The sequence below is a fragment of the Chryseobacterium sp. YIM B08800 genome (assembly GCF_026163565.1).
Lineage (GTDB): Bacteria > Bacteroidota > Bacteroidia > Flavobacteriales > Weeksellaceae > Chryseobacterium.
The window spans coordinates 79,171-95,176 of record NZ_JAPDKN010000002.1 but is presented as its reverse complement, the minus strand read 5'-3'; the positions used below and the strand labels follow the sequence as shown (position 1 = coordinate 95,176).

Below are 16,006 nucleotides of genomic sequence, written 5' to 3'. Positions count from 1 at the left end.
CACAAAACAAAAACAAATGAAAAAAAAATTTCGAAAACAGGCATTGATGTTCCAACAATATGCTTACAAAAAGAGTTGATATTCGACTCTTCCTAAAAACTAAAATTACCTATAACTAACTTTTACGATTTTTTTTGACATTCCTGCAAAGGAATAGGTAAACACAACTATGAAAGCTCAAAACTGGGAGGTTTTGAATATTTAGTGTAACAATTAAAAAACTGAATGATGAAAAAAATTATTATCACAATCGGTGTATTGGTATCAGGTGCTGCGTATTCGCAAGTCGGAATCGATACAGAAACTCCAAAGGCTACTTTGGATGTGAAAGGAAAACCGTCGGATGTTACAAAAGCGGACGGTATTATAGCTCCAAGACTGAAAGGATCTGAGCTAAAATCTAAAGATGCACTTTATACTGCAGACCAGAAAGCAAGTCTGGTCTACGTAACGGAAGCATTGGCTTCTGCAGATACAACTGCCAAAACAATAAACGTTACAAGTGTAGGATATTTTTATTTTGATGGAAGTGTTTGGCAAAAGCTCAACGCTGGAAATACCGGCAGTACAGGAATAGAGCCTTGGTATAACGAGGCTACAAATCAGCCTGCAGATTCCAACACCCAGAATATTTATCAGATGGGGAAAGTGGGGGTAGGTGTAGGAGTAAGTCCTACTTCGCCTTATCAATTTCAGGTCGGAACTTATGCAGCAGATAATGAAACAACATTAAAAGCAGGGATTCTTAATAGTGTAACCAATACCGGTTCCGGAGCCAGCATTGGAATTGATAATACCGTGACAGAAAATTCTACAAGTACTACAACAGGAGGAGTTACTCAGGGGATACGAAGTAGTGTAATGGATTCTTCCAAGAAACCACATACCGGTATTGGTGCTGACATTTCTTACAATGTAAGCGCATCAAGGGCGTCAAGCACACCTTCATTGCAGGGCATTCGCAGTACAGCACAGGTAAGACCCTTAGACGGGGACTTTACTACAGGCGTTTTATATGGAGTAAATGCGCTAACATCAGGGGTTGCAGAGAAGGGCAATCTTACTTTTGATGAAGACAGGGCATACAACGGAGTTGCAGCACCATTTGCCAATTCCGGCTTTACGTATAATTCGGGTCAGGTATTCGGCTTGCATGCTTCGGTAAGACCTGGAGGAAATGGTACGGTAAATATAGGAAACCTATATGGTGCAAGCGGCAGGTTTGAGCCTACCGGTCTTAAGTCTGGAGGGGTTCTGAATGTTACGGGGCTTGCAGCAGGATTAGACTCTTCTATTAATTTTGGGAGTACAGGAACGTATAATATTAAAAAGCTGATGGGGCTTTATATTCACAGGCTTCAGCCGACGTCTGCCTCTTACAATATTGAAAATGCATACGGTATCTATATCAGCGACTTCCGCTTTCAGGGGAACAATCCAGAAAATGCCTATAATATTTATTCTGAAGGCGCAGATACCAAAAACTATTTCGGAGGAAATGTAGGTATTGGTACAACAACTCCATCTACAAAATTAGAAATAAACAACGGCACTACAAACGGAGCTATTAAAATTGTAGATGGTACACAGGGAGCTGGAAAAGTATTAACTTCTGATGCAAATGGTTTAGCTACTTGGCAAGATTCAGCTACCGGAATGGGAAATAATTGGTCTATTTTAGGTAATAGTGGAACAACCGCCGGAACAAATTTTATAGGTACAACCGATGCTGTAGATTTTGTGTTAAAAACAAATAATACGGAAAGAGAGCGTACTTATAAATCTACCAATGCAAACAATATTATTAAAGAAATTAAAGGAGGGGATCTGAACTTAAACGGACTTACTATAGGAAGAGGTAAGGGTGACCAACCAACAAATACTATTGTGGGACAAAAAAGTTTAGATGGCAACACGACAGGTAAAAATAATGTAGCTTTGGGGTACTACGCAATAAATTCAAATACTACTGGGAGTTCAAACGTAAGCGTAGGTCATAGCTCTTTATCCTCAAATACAGAAGGAAACTACAATACTGCTTTAGGGCAAAGTACCTTAACTTTTAACACAACAGGTACAAATAATGTAGCAATAGGAGCCAGTGCATTATCTTCACCAGACAATACTACAGGTAACAAAAACATTGGGATTGGTGTTTCTGCAGGAAATGGACTAAAAGATGGAGCAAGTAATAATATTGCAATTGGTTCTGATCAAAGATTAAAAAATGATACAGACAGCAATCAGCTCAACATTGGTGGTGCAATCTTCGGAACAGGGCTTACCGGATCTGCAGCTGCACCTGCAGGAAATATAGGTATAGGTACAGCTACTCCATCTACAAAATTAGAAGTAAACAACGGAACAACAAACGGAGCCATTAAAATTGTAGACGGTACACAAGGTGAAGGTAAAGTACTGACTTCCGATGCAAACGGGGTGGGAACTTGGCGAGTATCTGCATCATCTAGGTCGACGACTTTGGGAGTGTTTCCAGCTACAAATATTACAACATATTCAGATCTTCCTACCTTAAATACAGTAGGAACAGATCCATCAGATCCACAAAAATATACAGGAGCTTATATAGATTTAGAACCGGGTAAGTGGGTGGTGAATTCAGGAATGACAATTTATTGTTTTAAGGCTAATTTGACGCATTTTCAGCATGCATATCTGTCTAATTCTCAGACTTCTGTTGTTCAGAATGATTTTCAGAATCTTGGTCCTGGTGCTTATGCAGCTTTTGCAGGAAAAATCTCTAATGGCTCTATAGAAGGTATTGATGCAGATCCTCAGCGTAATGCTAATTTTTTAACGGGGTCTTCGGTAATAAGCGTAACTCAGCCTACTCGAATTTATTTGCTTTTAGAAAACAAGCCAGACTTGTACTGGTCTTATTCTACTTCTGCATGGGAAAATTACTTTTATGCTGTTCCCGTTAACTAAAAACATAAATATTGATATAGTAAATAAGTAATACGTTATCATCATTTGGTTTTGTGCCGTGGGTACAATGTTTACCTGCGGCACTTTTAAAAATTAAAATAAAAGATCCGGAAGCTGTGACGCAAGAGAATAAAGTTACTTCCTTTTTATTCATTTGTTTGTGTCGCAGGTATAGATTCCCCTGCGGCACTTTTATCAAAAATTATTTTTAAAGTAGAAATTATTATTGCTTCATATAATAAACTAAAAAAATTAATTCACTTTCATTTTTTTGGATTTTTGGTGTTGAGAGTCGGGTTCTTCAAATTTCCGGCTCTCTTTAACTACTTATATAGTATGCCACAAAAATGATTTCATCGCTGGAATATTTATTAAATGAAAATTTGATTTTGGGTAGTAAATATAGTATCCTTCTATATTTTTCAAATAAACTTTTTATTATCATTTGTATTTTTTTAAAGCGATATAAAAACCACCTTCAAAGCTTATTTCTTTTCTGAAAAAAATTTTAAAAGATGAAAAAAACTGAGTTCAAATTATTATCAATAAACTTATTTTAATAAAACTTGATGCAATTGAATTGTTGATTAGTTTTTTTTGATTTTCAGTGTTTTAATGGTGTTTTTTAGCTTGTAAAATTCCGGAATTTTACAAGCTATTTGTTTGAAATTAATTTCAAATGTAATTAATTTTAAAATCTTATAAGACAAAGTTAAATTTTAAATATATCAATAACTTAAAATCAAGCAAGATGAAAAAAAACTATTTTATAATCTGTGTATTAATGTTCCCAGTTGCGTATTCGCAAGTCGGAATCGATACAGAAGCTCCAAAGGCTACTTTGGATGTTGTAGGAAAACCGTCGGATGTTACAAAGGCGGACGGAATTATTGCTCCGAGACTGAAAGGATCTGAGCTAAAATCTAAAGATGCACTTTATACTGCAGACCAGAAAGCAAGTCTGGTCTACATAACAGAAGCATTGGCTTCTGCAGATACAACTGCCAAAACTGTAAACGTTATAAGTATAGGGTATTTTTATTTTGATGGAAATATTTGGCAAAAGCTCAACACGGGAAGTAACGGAGCTAGTGGAAACGATTGGTCGCTTCTGGGTAATAGTGGAACGATAGCCGGAACTAACTTTATAGGAACGACCGATGCTGTTGATTTTATAGTAAAAACAAGCAATACTGAAAAAGAACGCACCTATACAATTGCTAATTCTCAAAATGAAATAAAAAAAATAAGTGGCGGAAATTTAAATGTAAATGGTGTTTCTGTGGGTACGGGTAATAATAATGATATTAATAGTGTAGCTGTGGGAAATAATGCCTTGAAGGTAAATACTAATGGTGCTCAAAACGTAGCAGTAGGTGCAGCTGTTTTATCTAAAAATACAGACGGATATGGTAACGTCGCAATAGGGATGAGTGCTTTACCAAATAATTTGTCAGGATATGAGAATGTAGCAGTAGGACAACATGCTTTATACGGAAACAAAATAGGGAGCAACAATGTAGCTGTGGGGAAGTCTGCGTTAGGGAACTTTAATAATAGTTCAGGCATGAATAATGTTGCAATCGGACAACAAGCAGGAGAGCTATTACAAAGTGGAAATTCCAATATTGTAATTGGCTCAAATCAAAATTTAACGAGCAATACAGGCAGTAATCAGCTCAACATCGGTGGAGCAATATTTGGAACGGGGCTTACTGGAACAGCCTCAGCTCCTGCAGGAAATATTGCAATTGGAACAAATGCTTTAAATCCTTATGCAAAGTTGGAAATTTCATCGGATAATCAAGGAATATTAATACCAAGTGTAAGCCTTACAAGTAATACAATGGATTTGAATCCGGATGGAGATAATGACGTGAGCAACCAAACGGCAGGGTTGCTGGTTTATAATAATGGAACCGTTTTGCCAAAAGGATATTACTTCTGGAACGGAACTGAATGGAGAACGATTGATAACAGTGCTACAATACCTGCATCAATTACAGAATTGCTTTGTTCTTCGGCCACCTTATCACCTTCATCTTATACGGTAGGGCAAGAGTATACCGGAAACCTGAAAATCACTTATAATGGAGGGAATGGAGGTAGTTATTCTTCGGGAAGCTCATTTACAGTAAACGGTCTTGTCTTTACTTTAAGACCGGGTAAATTAGAATATGGTACAGGCGAATTGGTGTTTTCGGTTAGTTCTGCTGCTCCTACAGGACCTGTTTCGAATGATACGATGAACTTACCGATGGATTCAAGCAGTATTCCTTTTCTTACAGCCCTTCAATCTTGTACAGCCACAGTCTTCAACCAGACAACGGCAGACATAAAAAGCATTGCGGCTGTTGGATATGCAAGCCTCAGTACCGATGCTAATGGTGCCACAGGACATACCTTTAAATTAGCTACTCCTGATGGTCTTTATGCTATAAGGGTATGGTTTAATACAATAAGCCCTGTAACACCGGCAAGACCACATGTACAAGTTTATAATAATGCTGGTACATCAAAAACATTGTATTGGAACTACAATACGACCTATGGCGGCAATATAGCTCAGACAGGTATATTGCCGGTTCCTAATGGTGTTTGGGGTGGAGAAGAAGATTCTGGTAATACTTGGTTCTCACAAACAATAGGTAATGATATAAACTGGGGAAATGAAGGTATTATGGATGGTAATAATAACGGACCTGAGTATAGAAGATATTCCTGGATCGACAATTCGACAAATACTAAAGTACAATATTCTGCCTACATCTATGCAGGGGCACCTAACGGAGGAGCAACTCGTCCGGATCAAACGAAGATCTACATAAAGATTGAACAAGTTACAGCTCCCTAGATACACCTATCAATAAAAAAGATAAATAATACGTTATCATCATTTGGTTTTTGTGCCGTAGATGCAATTTTTACCTGCGGCACTTTTATCAAAAATTATTTTTTTAAAGTAGAAATTATTACTGCTTCATATAATAAACTAAAAAAATTAATTCACTTTCATTTTTTAGATTTTTGGTGTTGAGAGCCGGGTTTTAAAATTTCCAGCTCTCTTTTTTTTATCAGGTATAAAATCATAAAAAATATTTTTTTTAAATTTTTACCTTGTAATTTTCCGGAATATTACAAATTAATTACTTGTTTTGTATTTTGAAAACCAGTAAGTTAGAGGTATTGTTTTAAACGTCTTTAAAATAATTTTTTGACGTTTATTTTTTTTTATCATTTGTGTTTTTTGTGTCGAAGGAATGATTCTTTTTTTTCCTTCGGCACATTTATCAGACATTAAATTTTATTTAAAAATTTATTAGAACAATATCACAAAAAGTAATTCGTCTTCACTCATTTTTTAATGTATTTTTTATGATGAAAGCCAGAACGAAATCATTTCTGGCTTTCTTTTATTACCTTTTATACATGCCGATAAAGTCATAGACTATTCAAAGAAAGATGTTTAAAGACCATAATCACAGATAGTTAAATAAACCTTACTACTAAGCAATTGCCTGGATGTAATTAATATTGGTTAATATGAAAATTTCAAATTTAAAACGAGCTAAAATTATAGGCGTTGCGATGATGACGTTAAGCTTTTTTCCAATCGCAGTTTTTTTTATATCTGAAAATTCGATCTGGAAAATTGTTAGCTTGTCATTTTTTGTTGCAATGCTTGTGGTAATAATCAATCTTCGTGGGATTGAAATAGAAAATTCAGGCGAATGTTTTTCTCTTAGAGAAAGACATCCTTTTGTCGAAAAGAAATATGTTCCTTCAAAAATAGAATTTCCAATATCATCAATTGCAGAGCTAAACATTCAGGAAGGGCTATTTGCCAACCAGATGAATATAAAAATACAAAGCAATCACTCCGTAAAAAAATTCGGAATCAGCCTGCCGCTTTTTACAAGACATCAGATTCTGAAAATAAAAAAACTTTTAGAAAAAAAAGCGAAAGAAAGCTGATGTTTACTAGTCAATTTCCGGAATTCTGCTAACCATTTGTTTGTTTCTGGTCTTAAATGCGACTAAGTTTGTACTCGAAATCTTTAAGCATTGAGATGATTAAGTTTTCTATGTTTTTAAGATAATTCTGATTCAGATAATCAGAAAAAGCAAATGACACCATATTTTATATCATATCAACGAAAAGGTAATTCATATTACTTTCATTTTTTAATGTTTTTCATGATGAAATCCGGAGTTTAAAAAATTCCGGATTTCGCTTTTATAAGGCGCAAGAAAAAATGTTGAAATAAAGCTCTCTCTTATACAAATCTGCATGAAAGACTTTCTTTTTAATTGTATAGAATTACTTATAAATTTGAGCAAAACACGTCGACGTTCAAGCTAAAAGGTAGGATGATTGAGTGAAAAGGTAGGATAACCAAGCAAATAGCTTTGATATTATAGCAAAATGCTCAGAAATTTGAGTAAAAAGGTAGGATGTTTGACCAAAATGCTCAAACGTTTGACCTTAAAGGTAAAAAACAGAAGATTTGAACTGTATAATCCGTTTTGAGCTATTAAGTTTTCAGAACTACAGATTTTCTGATAAAAATGAAGCCTGATGTTTTTATGTCTTTTTTTAAGTTTTCCGTACGAAGAACTTTGTTTTCTAAACTTTTGCTTGTAATATTCCGGAAAATTACCACCCATTTGGTTGTTTTCAAATCCGAAAACAGCTAAGTTAGCCTTGTTAATGTTAAGTGTTTAAGGTAAAAATCTTAACACCTTATTATCATCAAGTGTACTTTGTGCCGTAGAAACAGATTTCTCTGCGGCACATTTAATAAAAATTAGCGTATGAAAGATAAAGTTATAAGAATTATATGTTTAATGCTGTTACTGGTAATTTCACGCTATTCCTCAGACAAATAATTATTAAAAAAATAGATGGACACCAAATCATTATATAAAAAAAAGAAATAAGGTCATTTCTTAATTTTCATTTTTAAAGTTTTTGTTAAGCCAGAACTCATGGGTTCTGGCTTTTTTATTCTAAGAAGATCTCAATTTAAATTAGTTAGGAAAATATTTATAATTATTTCCTAAACATCTCCGTATGCGGAATATTGTCCTCTAAATACTTCTTGTCGGTAGCAGTAAAGCCAAAACCTGAATAAAATCTCAGCAAATAATCTTGTGCAGAAATTCTTACTTCAGAGGTTTTATAACGGTTTTCTATAGTTTCAACAGCGTACTGTATCAATTGTTTTCCTAAATTTTTTCCTCTGCCTTTTTCTGATGTTAAAACTCTTCCTATCGAGGTTTCCTCGTATTTTATTCCTTTGTCGAAAATTCGGCAGTATGCTAATACAGTTTTATCTTCTTGCTCTGCCCAAAGATGCAGTGCTTTTTGATCGTATCCATCCAAATCAGGATAAGGCGTGTCTTGCTCCACCACGAAGACATCTACTCTTGCTTTAATGATTTCGTAAAGCTCGGAAGTGGTCAGTTCTTCGAAACTTTTTATTTTCCAAACAATATTATTCATTGAAGTTAACGCTATTATTGGCTAAGAATTCGTTGGTAGTTTGTATGAAATTTAAAATTTCATCACATCCCTCTTTCTTTTCTGCTGATGTTACATACATTTCCGGAAGGTCTGCCCATGTTTTCAGCAATTCATTTTTATAAGCTTCCACATTTTTGATGGCAATGCTGGGTTTCAGTTTATCTACTTTCGTAAAAACAATTGAAAACGGAACTCCGCTTTCTCCGCACCATTGTATAAATTCCAAGTCAATCTTTTGAGGATTGTGGCGTGAGTCTACCAAAACAAAAAGATTCACAAGATTTCTTCTGTTAAGAATATAGTTGGTAATCAGTTTTTCAAAATCTTTTCTGATAACTTTTGAAACTTTTGCATATCCATAGCCCGGTAAATCGGTAAGATACCAGTTTTCGTTAACTAGAAAATGATTAATAAGCTGGGTTTTCCCTGGCGTTCCTGATGTTTTTGCTAAATCTTTGTGGTTCATCATTGCATTAATCAATGAAGACTTACCTACGTTTGATCGGCCAATGAAAGCATATTCCGGCATGTCGGGTTCTGGGCATTCCTGCCATTTTCCACTGCTTTTTACAAACGTTGCTGTTTTTATAACCATTTTATTGATTTTTATATTTAGAAAAATGAGTCCGTCTCACAACTAGTGAAAACGGACTTTTTTTATGATTTTTCTCGACCTCCTGTCGGAGAATGATTTTCATACAGTCGATTCTGAACCCACATCAATGAGTTGTGAGACTAACTCATCGTTTTATATTTTGTCTTTTACCCAGTCGTAAAGAATTTCATTAAACTCATCTGGCTTTTCCATCATGGCAGCGTGCCCGCATTTATCGATCCAGTATAAATCTGAATTCGGGATAAATTTGTGCATGTCGATTGCTACTTCAGGAGGGGTTACATTATCCTGTTTTCCCCAGATCAGACACGTTGGTCTTGAGATTTTAGGAAGGTCGTTCAGCATATTGTGTTTGATGGCGCTTCTTGCCAACATCACCGTTTTGATTCCTTTCATTCGGTCATTTACAACGCTGAAAACTTCATCTACCAAATCTTCTGTAGCGACTGAAGGATCATAAAAAACCTCTTCTGCTTTCTTTCTGATATAAGAACGGTCGTTTTTTCTTGGGAAACTGTCGCCAAAAGCTCTTTCGTATAAACCAGAACTTCCCGTGAGTACAAGATTTTGTACAAGATCCGGACGCGCCAAAGTTAAGATTAAACCGACATGACCACCCATAGAATTACCTACAATAGTAACCGGTTTGCCAATATTGGTTTCGATAAATTTGATTACATATTTTGCAATCGTTGTGAGATTGGTATTGAGTACCGGTAAATCGTAAATAGGTAATTGAGGTACATAAACCTTAAAACCTTTTTCTGAAAAAAAACTCACCATTTTATCAAAATTACTCAATCCACCCATTAACCCGTGCAAAAGCACAAGAGGGTGACCTTCTCCAGCTTCTATAAAGTTATATTTCTTTTCTTTTTTTGTACTAAATCTCATAATGCCTATCTAAGCCTTGCAAAAATACAAATTAAACACCAAAAATTTTTTGATATAACTAATATAAACTAAAAATAATATATGAAACCTATTGTTATGGTTTTTTTTACAATTCTTTTTGCTATGCTTTAAATACAAGGGTTCACAATTATGTCTTTTGGCTTTTTAATCTCATTGATATTCAATATTTAATGAAACTTATTAACATTAAGTCAAAAAGTGGGAAAAAGTGGGAGGATTTGGAAAAATATTTATAATTTTGTTCCAAATGAGAAATTTCATTGGGACATATGAGTGCAAAATAGACGACAAGGGTCGCCTTAAAGTGCCTTCATCGCTAATTAAGCAGATGGAGGATTTTGAGGATAAAACCTTTGTAGTAAAGCGTTCTGTGTTTCAATCATGTCTTGAAGTTTACCCTATGAATGCGTGGGATAAGCTGATGGGTAAGATAAATAAGTTGAATAGATTCGTCAAAAAAAATGCTGATTTTATCAGAATGTTCACGGCAGGAGTAAAGACAGTAGAGCTTGATACTGCCGGAAGACTGCAGATTTCGAAAGATCTTACTGGTTTTGCAAGCCTTACAAAAGATATTGTGATAACTAGTGCGGGAGAGCTTTTTGAGATTTGGGATAAAGAAGCATACGAAAAAGTAATTGCGACCAATGAAGAAGATTTTGCAAATCTTGCAGAAGACGTGATGGGAGCATTTGATGAATAATAATTAAATAAACACAAATAAGCATGTATCACAACCCCGTTTTATTGAAGCAAAGTGTGGATGATTTGGTGACCAATCCAGACGGAATTTATGTGGACTGCACATTTGGTGGCGGTGGGCATTCAAGAGAGATTGTAAGTCGACTTTCTGAAAAAGGAAAGTTATATGCTTTTGATCAGGATCTTGATGCTCTTAAAAATAATATCGACGACCCGAAATTTACATTAATCAATCAGAATTTCAGATTTCTTGAAAATTCTCTTTTGATGTATGGTGTTTCTCAGGTTGACGGTATTTTGGCTGATCTTGGCGTTTCGTCTCATCAATTCGATGCAGGCGAAAGAGGTTTTTCTACGAGAAGCAATGCGCCACTTGATATGAGAATGAATGTCATGCAGAGTCTTGATGCTAAAAAAGTAATCAATGAGTATGACGAAGAAGCCTTGGCGGATATTTTCTATTACTATGGTGAATTGAGAGAAGCGAGAAAATTAGCTCGTGATATCGTACATCACAGAAAAAGCAAAACAATTGAAACTACTGAAGATCTGAAAAAACTGTTCAGTTATCTTCCGCCGCATAAAGTGAATAAATTTTATGCTCAATTGTTTCAGGCAATAAGAATTGAGGTTAATCAAGAGCTTGAAGTTTTAAAGGAAATGTTGGTTCAGTCTTATAAAATTTTAAAACCAAGTGGACGATTGGTGGTTATTTCTTACCATTCATTGGAAGACCGATTGGTGAAAAGATTTTTGAAAAACGGGATGTTTGAAGGAGAGCCGCAACGTGATATCTACGGAAATTACGAAAAAGCATTCGAATTGGTGAAGAGCAAAGCAATTATTCCTGATGATAAGGAAATTGAAGAAAACTCAAGAGCCAGAAGCGCAAAAATGAGAACCGGAATCAAAATATAAGCAATAAATGATAAGTAATAGGCAATGGATTACTCATTACCAATTACTCATTACCCATAAAAAAAAACGTGGCAAAAAGAACAACAAATCGCCCTCAGAAGAAACTTACTTTTATAGATATTATAAAAGGAAATTTCCTGAACCGTGATGAAATAAAAATTCATTACAAATTTTTCCTGTTGTTGTTTGTCCTGATGATGGCAATGATTTACAGTAATCATTTAGTCAACAAAAAAATAAAAATTGTTAACGCTTTAAAAGAAGAAACAGAAGAATATAAATCGAGAAACGCTTACGCACAAAGTAAGCTGATCAAGGTAAAAATGGAATCTGAACTGGGCAAGGAAGTCGCCGCAGATTCACTCATGACTTTAGAAAGTCATCCGCACAAATTGTTAATCAAATTAGACAGTAGTGATGCAAAAACAAAATGATTACGATAACAAAAGAAAAAAAACACTGCGATGGGGTTACCTCTTCGCAACTGTTGCTTTATGCGTATTTGTGATGTTTTTGGCAAGAATTGTTGTGCTTCAGAATACCAACGTGCAGGAAATTAAAGATGATTATATCAACAAAAACTATCGTACAGCAACCTTGAAGGCAGCTCGTGGAAATTTGTTTGCTTCCGACGGATCAATTTTGGCAACAACCGTGATGCGTTATGATATCTATCTTGATTTTAAAACAATAAAAGACACTGTTTACAGCAATAATATTGGCGCTCTTACAGATTCTTTGAGCAAAATGTTCGGAAAACCGAGAGCTGAATTCAGAAAAAGATTCGACGAACAAAAAAAGAAAAAAAACCAATATTATTCTTTGGTAAAAGGTTTAGACTTTGATCAGTACGACAGAATCAGAAGTTTTCCGATTTTTAAAAGAGGTAAAAATAAAGGCGGATTTATCGTTGACAGAAACTACAAACGAGAACTGGCAACTTCAGAAATTGGTTCCGGAACCATTGGGATGGATAATGGCGAAGTAAGATCAGGTCTTGAAGGTGCTTTTTCAAAATATCTTACCGGAACTGACGGAAGCAGGTTGGAACAAAGAGTTAACTCTTCTCAATGGAAACCAATCGATTTTTGGAAAGTAAACGAGCCTGTTGATGGAGAGGATGTTTATACAACTTTAGATCTTAGAATTCAGGATATTGCGCATTCTGCTTTAGAAAAACAACTGATTAATTTTGAAGCGAAACACGGTACCGTAATTGTAATGGAGGTTGAAACCGGAAAAGTGAGAGCTTTGGTTAATTTAAGACAAACCGAACCGGGAGTTTATGAAGATGCCTACAATTATGCTTTAAAAGACAATATCGAACCGGGATCTACTTTTAAAACTATTTCTCTTTTGGCAGCAATGGATGACGGTTTTATTGATGAAAATACAACGGTAGATGTAGGAAATGGAGTTTGGACGTACGCAAAACAAAGAATTTCTGATGGTCATGGTGGCGGAACTTACGATATCAGTGATGTTTTAGCAAAATCAAGCAACGTAGGAACGGCTAAATTGATTACAAAATATTACGCAGAGAAACCTCAAATTTTTCTAGATCATTTAAGAAGATGGAAATTATTTGATAAAATGGATATCGAGCTTCCGGGAATAACAAAACCGAAAATCGTGACTCCGGAAAATAAAAGATGGAATGCTGCAACATTGGCCTCAATTGCTTACGGATATTCATCAAACATTAATCTTTTACAGTTGACAACCTTCTACAACGGGGTTGCTAATAAAGGGAAAATGGTAAAACCTCTTTTTATTGATAAAATAATGAAAGACGGAAAAACAATTTTTCAGGCTAAAGAAGAGGTGATTGTTAAAAAAATGGCTTCTGATAAGGCAATTCAGATGATGACAAGCGCTTTAACAAAAGCGGTAGAAAAGGGAACGGGTAGAAGTATCTTCACTCCAAACCTGAAAATGGCAGGAAAAACCGGGACGGCAAGATTTGAATATTGGCTTCCCGGTCCGATGAAATACAGAGCGTCATTTGCAGGATTTTATCCGGCAGATAATCCGAAATATACGTGTTATGTGATGATTAGTGAACCAAACACGTCAAAAGGGTTTTATGGAGGGACGGTTTCCGCACCGGTTTTTAAAGAAATTGCAGGAAAAACTTTCCTTAAAACACCACAGAATGTTGAAAAAGAAATGCTTGTCGACAGAAAGGTGAACCTTAATAAAATGGTAGAGCCGAATGTAAAAGTTGCGGTGAATAATAAGCAAATGCCAAGTGTGGTTGGGTTAATCGGTAAAAACGTTATCCCGCAATTGGAAAATTTAGGCTATCGTGTAGACTTTAAAGGAGTGGGAAGAATTAAAGAACAATTTCCGCTTGAAGGGACAACGATAAGCAAAAATCAGAGAATATATTTATCTCTGCAGAATTAAATAAAAAGAGTCCCGAAGGGACGATTTAATAAAGGATAGGATGAAAATCCTATCAAATAAAAAAATAAAAAGCATCAAAGCAATGCAATTAGTTGAATTATTAAACAGAATTCCAGTTTTAGAAATCCACGGTAAAAACGACCGTGAAGTTTCTGCTTTGATTTTCGATAGCAGAAAAGTTTCCGAAGACTCACTTTACATTGCAGTAAAAGGAACAGTTGCGGACGGACATTCATTTATTGCATCGTCTATTGAGAAGGGCGCAAAAACAATTGTTTGCGAAGATTTACCGGAAAATTTAGATGAAAATATCACCTACGTCAAAGTAAAAGATTCGTCTAAAACTTTAGGGCAACTGGCTTCTAATTTCTATGGAAATCCTTCTGAAAAATTAAAGCTAATTGGAGTTACAGGAACCAATGGTAAAACTTCTGTTTCTACTTTGCTTTTTGATGTCTTTAAAAATTTAGGCTACAATTCGGCACTGCTTTCTACCGTTGAAATCAGAGTTGGAGATGAAAAAATTCCGGCAACACATACAACTCCGGATGTCATTACAATCAATCAGATTTTAGCTAAAGCAGTTGAAGCGGGTTGCGAATTTGCTTTTATGGAAGTGAGTTCACATGGAATTTCTCAGAATAGAACCGAAGGTTTACGTTTCAAAATTGCAGGATTTACCAATCTTACCCACGATCATCTTGATTATCATAAAACTTTTGATGAATATCTAAAAACGAAAAAAAGATTTTTTGATGAGTTAAATGAAAATGCCATTGCCATCACCAACGTTGATGATAAAAACGGAAATGTAATGTTGCAAAATACCAAAGCAAAGAAAAGATCTTATGCTTTGAAAACGATGGCAGATTATCACGGAAGACTTTTGGAAGTTGATTTTAACGGAATGCTGTTAAATTTCAACGGAAAAGAGTTTTGGACGACTTTAACAGGGAAATTCAATGTCTACAATTTGCTTTTGGTCTTTGGAATTGCTTCTGAATTAGGCTTTGAGCAAGACGAAATTCTTCAGGCAATCAGTATTTTAAAAAGAGTTTCCGGAAGATTCGAAACCTTTAAATCAGACGGTGGAATTTTCTTCATTGTAGATTATGCTCATACTCCGGATGCACTTGAAAATGTTTTAGACAGCATCAACGATATCAGAACGAAAAACGAAAGACTGATTACGGTTTTTGGTTGTGGAGGCGACAGAGATCACTCAAAAAGGCCTGAAATGGGAAATATTGCCACTAAAAAATCAACGTTGGCAATCATCACTTCAGATAATCCGAGAACAGAAGATCCGGCTGTGATTATAAAAGAAATTGAGGCAGGTGTTGAACCTCAGAATTTCAGCAAATACACTTCAATTCCAGACAGAAGAGAAGCGATAAAAATGGCAATAAAATTTGCCGAGCCAAAAGACATAATTCTTGTAGCCGGAAAAGGCCACGAAAATTATCAGGAAATCAATGGTGTGAAACATCATTTTGACGATAAAGAAGTAATTAATGAGCTTTGGAAGCTTATGAGTAAGTAATTTATTTAAAGATTGAACCGATTTAAAGATTTAAAAATTAGTGATGACTACAAATTTTGAAAATTTTCCGGTTTACATCAAGAGTTTAGAATTGATTGAGAAAGTCTATCAATTTCTAAAATCTAAAGGGTTAGAAAAAGAATTTGAATTTAATAATCAAATAAAAAGAGCCAGTTTTTCAATATCAAATAATATTGCTGAAGGCTCAGAATATAATAATAACAGACAATTTATTAAATATTTAAAAATTGCAAAAGGCAGTTGTGCTGAAGTAAGAAGCATGATGATTGTAAGTAAAAGGTTGAAACTAGGAGATGAAAATGCAGCGGAAGAAATAATCAATCTCTCAAGAGAAATTTCTTCTAATATTTCAAACTTTATTAGGTATTTAAAAGAGAATATTGAGAGAACTTAGAATTTTTAAATT

Annotated in this window: 12 protein-coding genes; 9 read left to right on the top strand and 3 right to left on the bottom strand. The window is 35.0% G+C overall.

The window, feature by feature from the left end; genetic code table 11:
• The first annotated feature begins 228 nt into the window (after positions 1–228).
• From OEW74_RS00730 to OEW74_RS00720, 3 genes are all read left to right on the top strand, one after another.
• On the top strand, positions 229–2,949 hold the full coding sequence (locus OEW74_RS00730; RefSeq protein ID WP_265426661.1) for a beta strand repeat-containing protein: 2,721 nt from the start codon (positions 229–231) through the stop codon (positions 2,947–2,949).
• Positions 2,950–3,700: 751 nt separating this feature from the next.
• The gene (locus tag OEW74_RS00725) at positions 3,701–5,803 is read left to right on the top strand and encodes a hypothetical protein (protein ID WP_265426660.1); all 2,103 of its coding nucleotides are present in this window, start codon (positions 3,701–3,703) and stop codon (positions 5,801–5,803) included.
• 689 nt (positions 5,804–6,492) lie between these two features.
• Positions 6,493–6,924: a hypothetical protein gene (locus OEW74_RS00720; RefSeq protein ID WP_265426659.1), complete on the top strand. Its 432-nt coding sequence runs from the start codon at positions 6,493–6,495 to the stop codon at positions 6,922–6,924.
• A 1,078-nt stretch (positions 6,925–8,002) separates the two neighbouring features.
• Here the strand turns inward: OEW74_RS00720 and OEW74_RS00715 are convergent.
• The 3 genes from OEW74_RS00715 to OEW74_RS00705 all read right to left on the bottom strand — a co-directional run bounded on the left by OEW74_RS00715 (position 8,003) and on the right by OEW74_RS00705 (position 9,986).
• Entirely contained in the window at positions 8,003–8,455 is a 453-nt protein-coding gene (locus OEW74_RS00715) for a GNAT family N-acetyltransferase (RefSeq protein WP_265426658.1), read from the bottom strand.
• Positions 8,448–9,071, bottom strand: a complete 624-nt coding sequence (gene yihA, locus OEW74_RS00710) for a ribosome biogenesis GTP-binding protein YihA/YsxC (RefSeq protein ID WP_265426657.1) — start codon at positions 9,069–9,071, stop codon at positions 8,448–8,450. Before yihA ends, OEW74_RS00715 begins: the two co-directional genes overlap by 8 nt.
• A gap of 153 nt (positions 9,072–9,224) precedes the next feature.
• Positions 9,225–9,986, bottom strand: a complete 762-nt coding sequence (locus OEW74_RS00705) for an alpha/beta fold hydrolase (protein ID WP_265426656.1) — start codon at positions 9,984–9,986, stop codon at positions 9,225–9,227.
• Between the two features lie 268 nt (positions 9,987–10,254).
• On the opposite strand from OEW74_RS00705, the gene mraZ reads away from it, so the two are divergent.
• The 6 genes from mraZ (at position 10,255) to OEW74_RS00675 (ending at position 15,994) form a co-directional block, all read left to right on the top strand.
• Positions 10,255–10,710: a division/cell wall cluster transcriptional repressor MraZ gene (gene mraZ / locus OEW74_RS00700; protein WP_265426777.1), complete on the top strand. Its 456-nt coding sequence runs from the start codon at positions 10,255–10,257 to the stop codon at positions 10,708–10,710.
• Positions 10,711–10,733: 23 nt separating this feature from the next.
• A complete protein-coding gene (gene rsmH / locus OEW74_RS00695) occupies positions 10,734–11,627 on the top strand; it encodes a 16S rRNA (cytosine(1402)-N(4))-methyltransferase RsmH (protein ID WP_265426655.1) in 894 nt (297 codons plus the stop codon).
• 68 nt (positions 11,628–11,695) lie between these two features.
• The gene (locus tag OEW74_RS00690; protein WP_265426654.1) at positions 11,696–12,061 is read left to right on the top strand and encodes an FtsL-like putative cell division protein; all 366 of its coding nucleotides are present in this window, start codon (positions 11,696–11,698) and stop codon (positions 12,059–12,061) included.
• Positions 12,045–14,036, top strand: coding sequence for a penicillin-binding transpeptidase domain-containing protein (locus OEW74_RS00685; protein ID WP_265426653.1), 1,992 nt, complete (start codon positions 12,045–12,047; stop codon positions 14,034–14,036). The genes OEW74_RS00690 and OEW74_RS00685 overlap by 17 nt, the downstream gene beginning before the upstream one ends.
• 82 nt (positions 14,037–14,118) lie before the next feature.
• Entirely contained in the window at positions 14,119–15,579 is a 1,461-nt protein-coding gene (locus tag OEW74_RS00680) for a UDP-N-acetylmuramoyl-L-alanyl-D-glutamate--2,6-diaminopimelate ligase (protein WP_265426776.1), read from the top strand.
• A gap of 43 nt (positions 15,580–15,622) precedes the next feature.
• The gene (locus OEW74_RS00675) at positions 15,623–15,994 is read left to right on the top strand and encodes a four helix bundle protein (RefSeq protein WP_265426652.1); all 372 of its coding nucleotides are present in this window, start codon (positions 15,623–15,625) and stop codon (positions 15,992–15,994) included.
• Positions 15,995–16,006 lie beyond the last annotated feature (12 nt).

Coding starts and splice junctions, on each gene's coding strand:
- OEW74_RS00705 (WP_265426656.1), bottom strand. CDS start 9,986: ATGAGATTTAGTACAAAAAAAGAAAAGAAATATAACTTTATAGAAGCT.
- OEW74_RS00725 (WP_265426660.1), top strand. CDS start 3,701: ATGAAAAAAAACTATTTTATAATCTGTGTATTAATGTTCCCAGTTGCG.
- mraZ (WP_265426777.1), top strand. CDS start 10,255: ATGAGAAATTTCATTGGGACATATGAGTGCAAAATAGACGACAAGGGT.
- OEW74_RS00720 (WP_265426659.1), top strand. CDS start 6,493: ATGAAAATTTCAAATTTAAAACGAGCTAAAATTATAGGCGTTGCGATG.
- rsmH (WP_265426655.1), top strand. CDS start 10,734: ATGTATCACAACCCCGTTTTATTGAAGCAAAGTGTGGATGATTTGGTG.
- OEW74_RS00730 (WP_265426661.1), top strand. CDS start 229: ATGAAAAAAATTATTATCACAATCGGTGTATTGGTATCAGGTGCTGCG.
- OEW74_RS00680 (WP_265426776.1), top strand. CDS start 14,119: ATGCAATTAGTTGAATTATTAAACAGAATTCCAGTTTTAGAAATCCAC.
- OEW74_RS00685 (WP_265426653.1), top strand. CDS start 12,045: ATGCAAAAACAAAATGATTACGATAACAAAAGAAAAAAAACACTGCGA.
- OEW74_RS00715 (WP_265426658.1), bottom strand. CDS start 8,455: ATGAATAATATTGTTTGGAAAATAAAAAGTTTCGAAGAACTGACCACT.
- yihA (WP_265426657.1), bottom strand. CDS start 9,071: ATGGTTATAAAAACAGCAACGTTTGTAAAAAGCAGTGGAAAATGGCAG.
- OEW74_RS00675 (WP_265426652.1), top strand. CDS start 15,623: ATGACTACAAATTTTGAAAATTTTCCGGTTTACATCAAGAGTTTAGAA.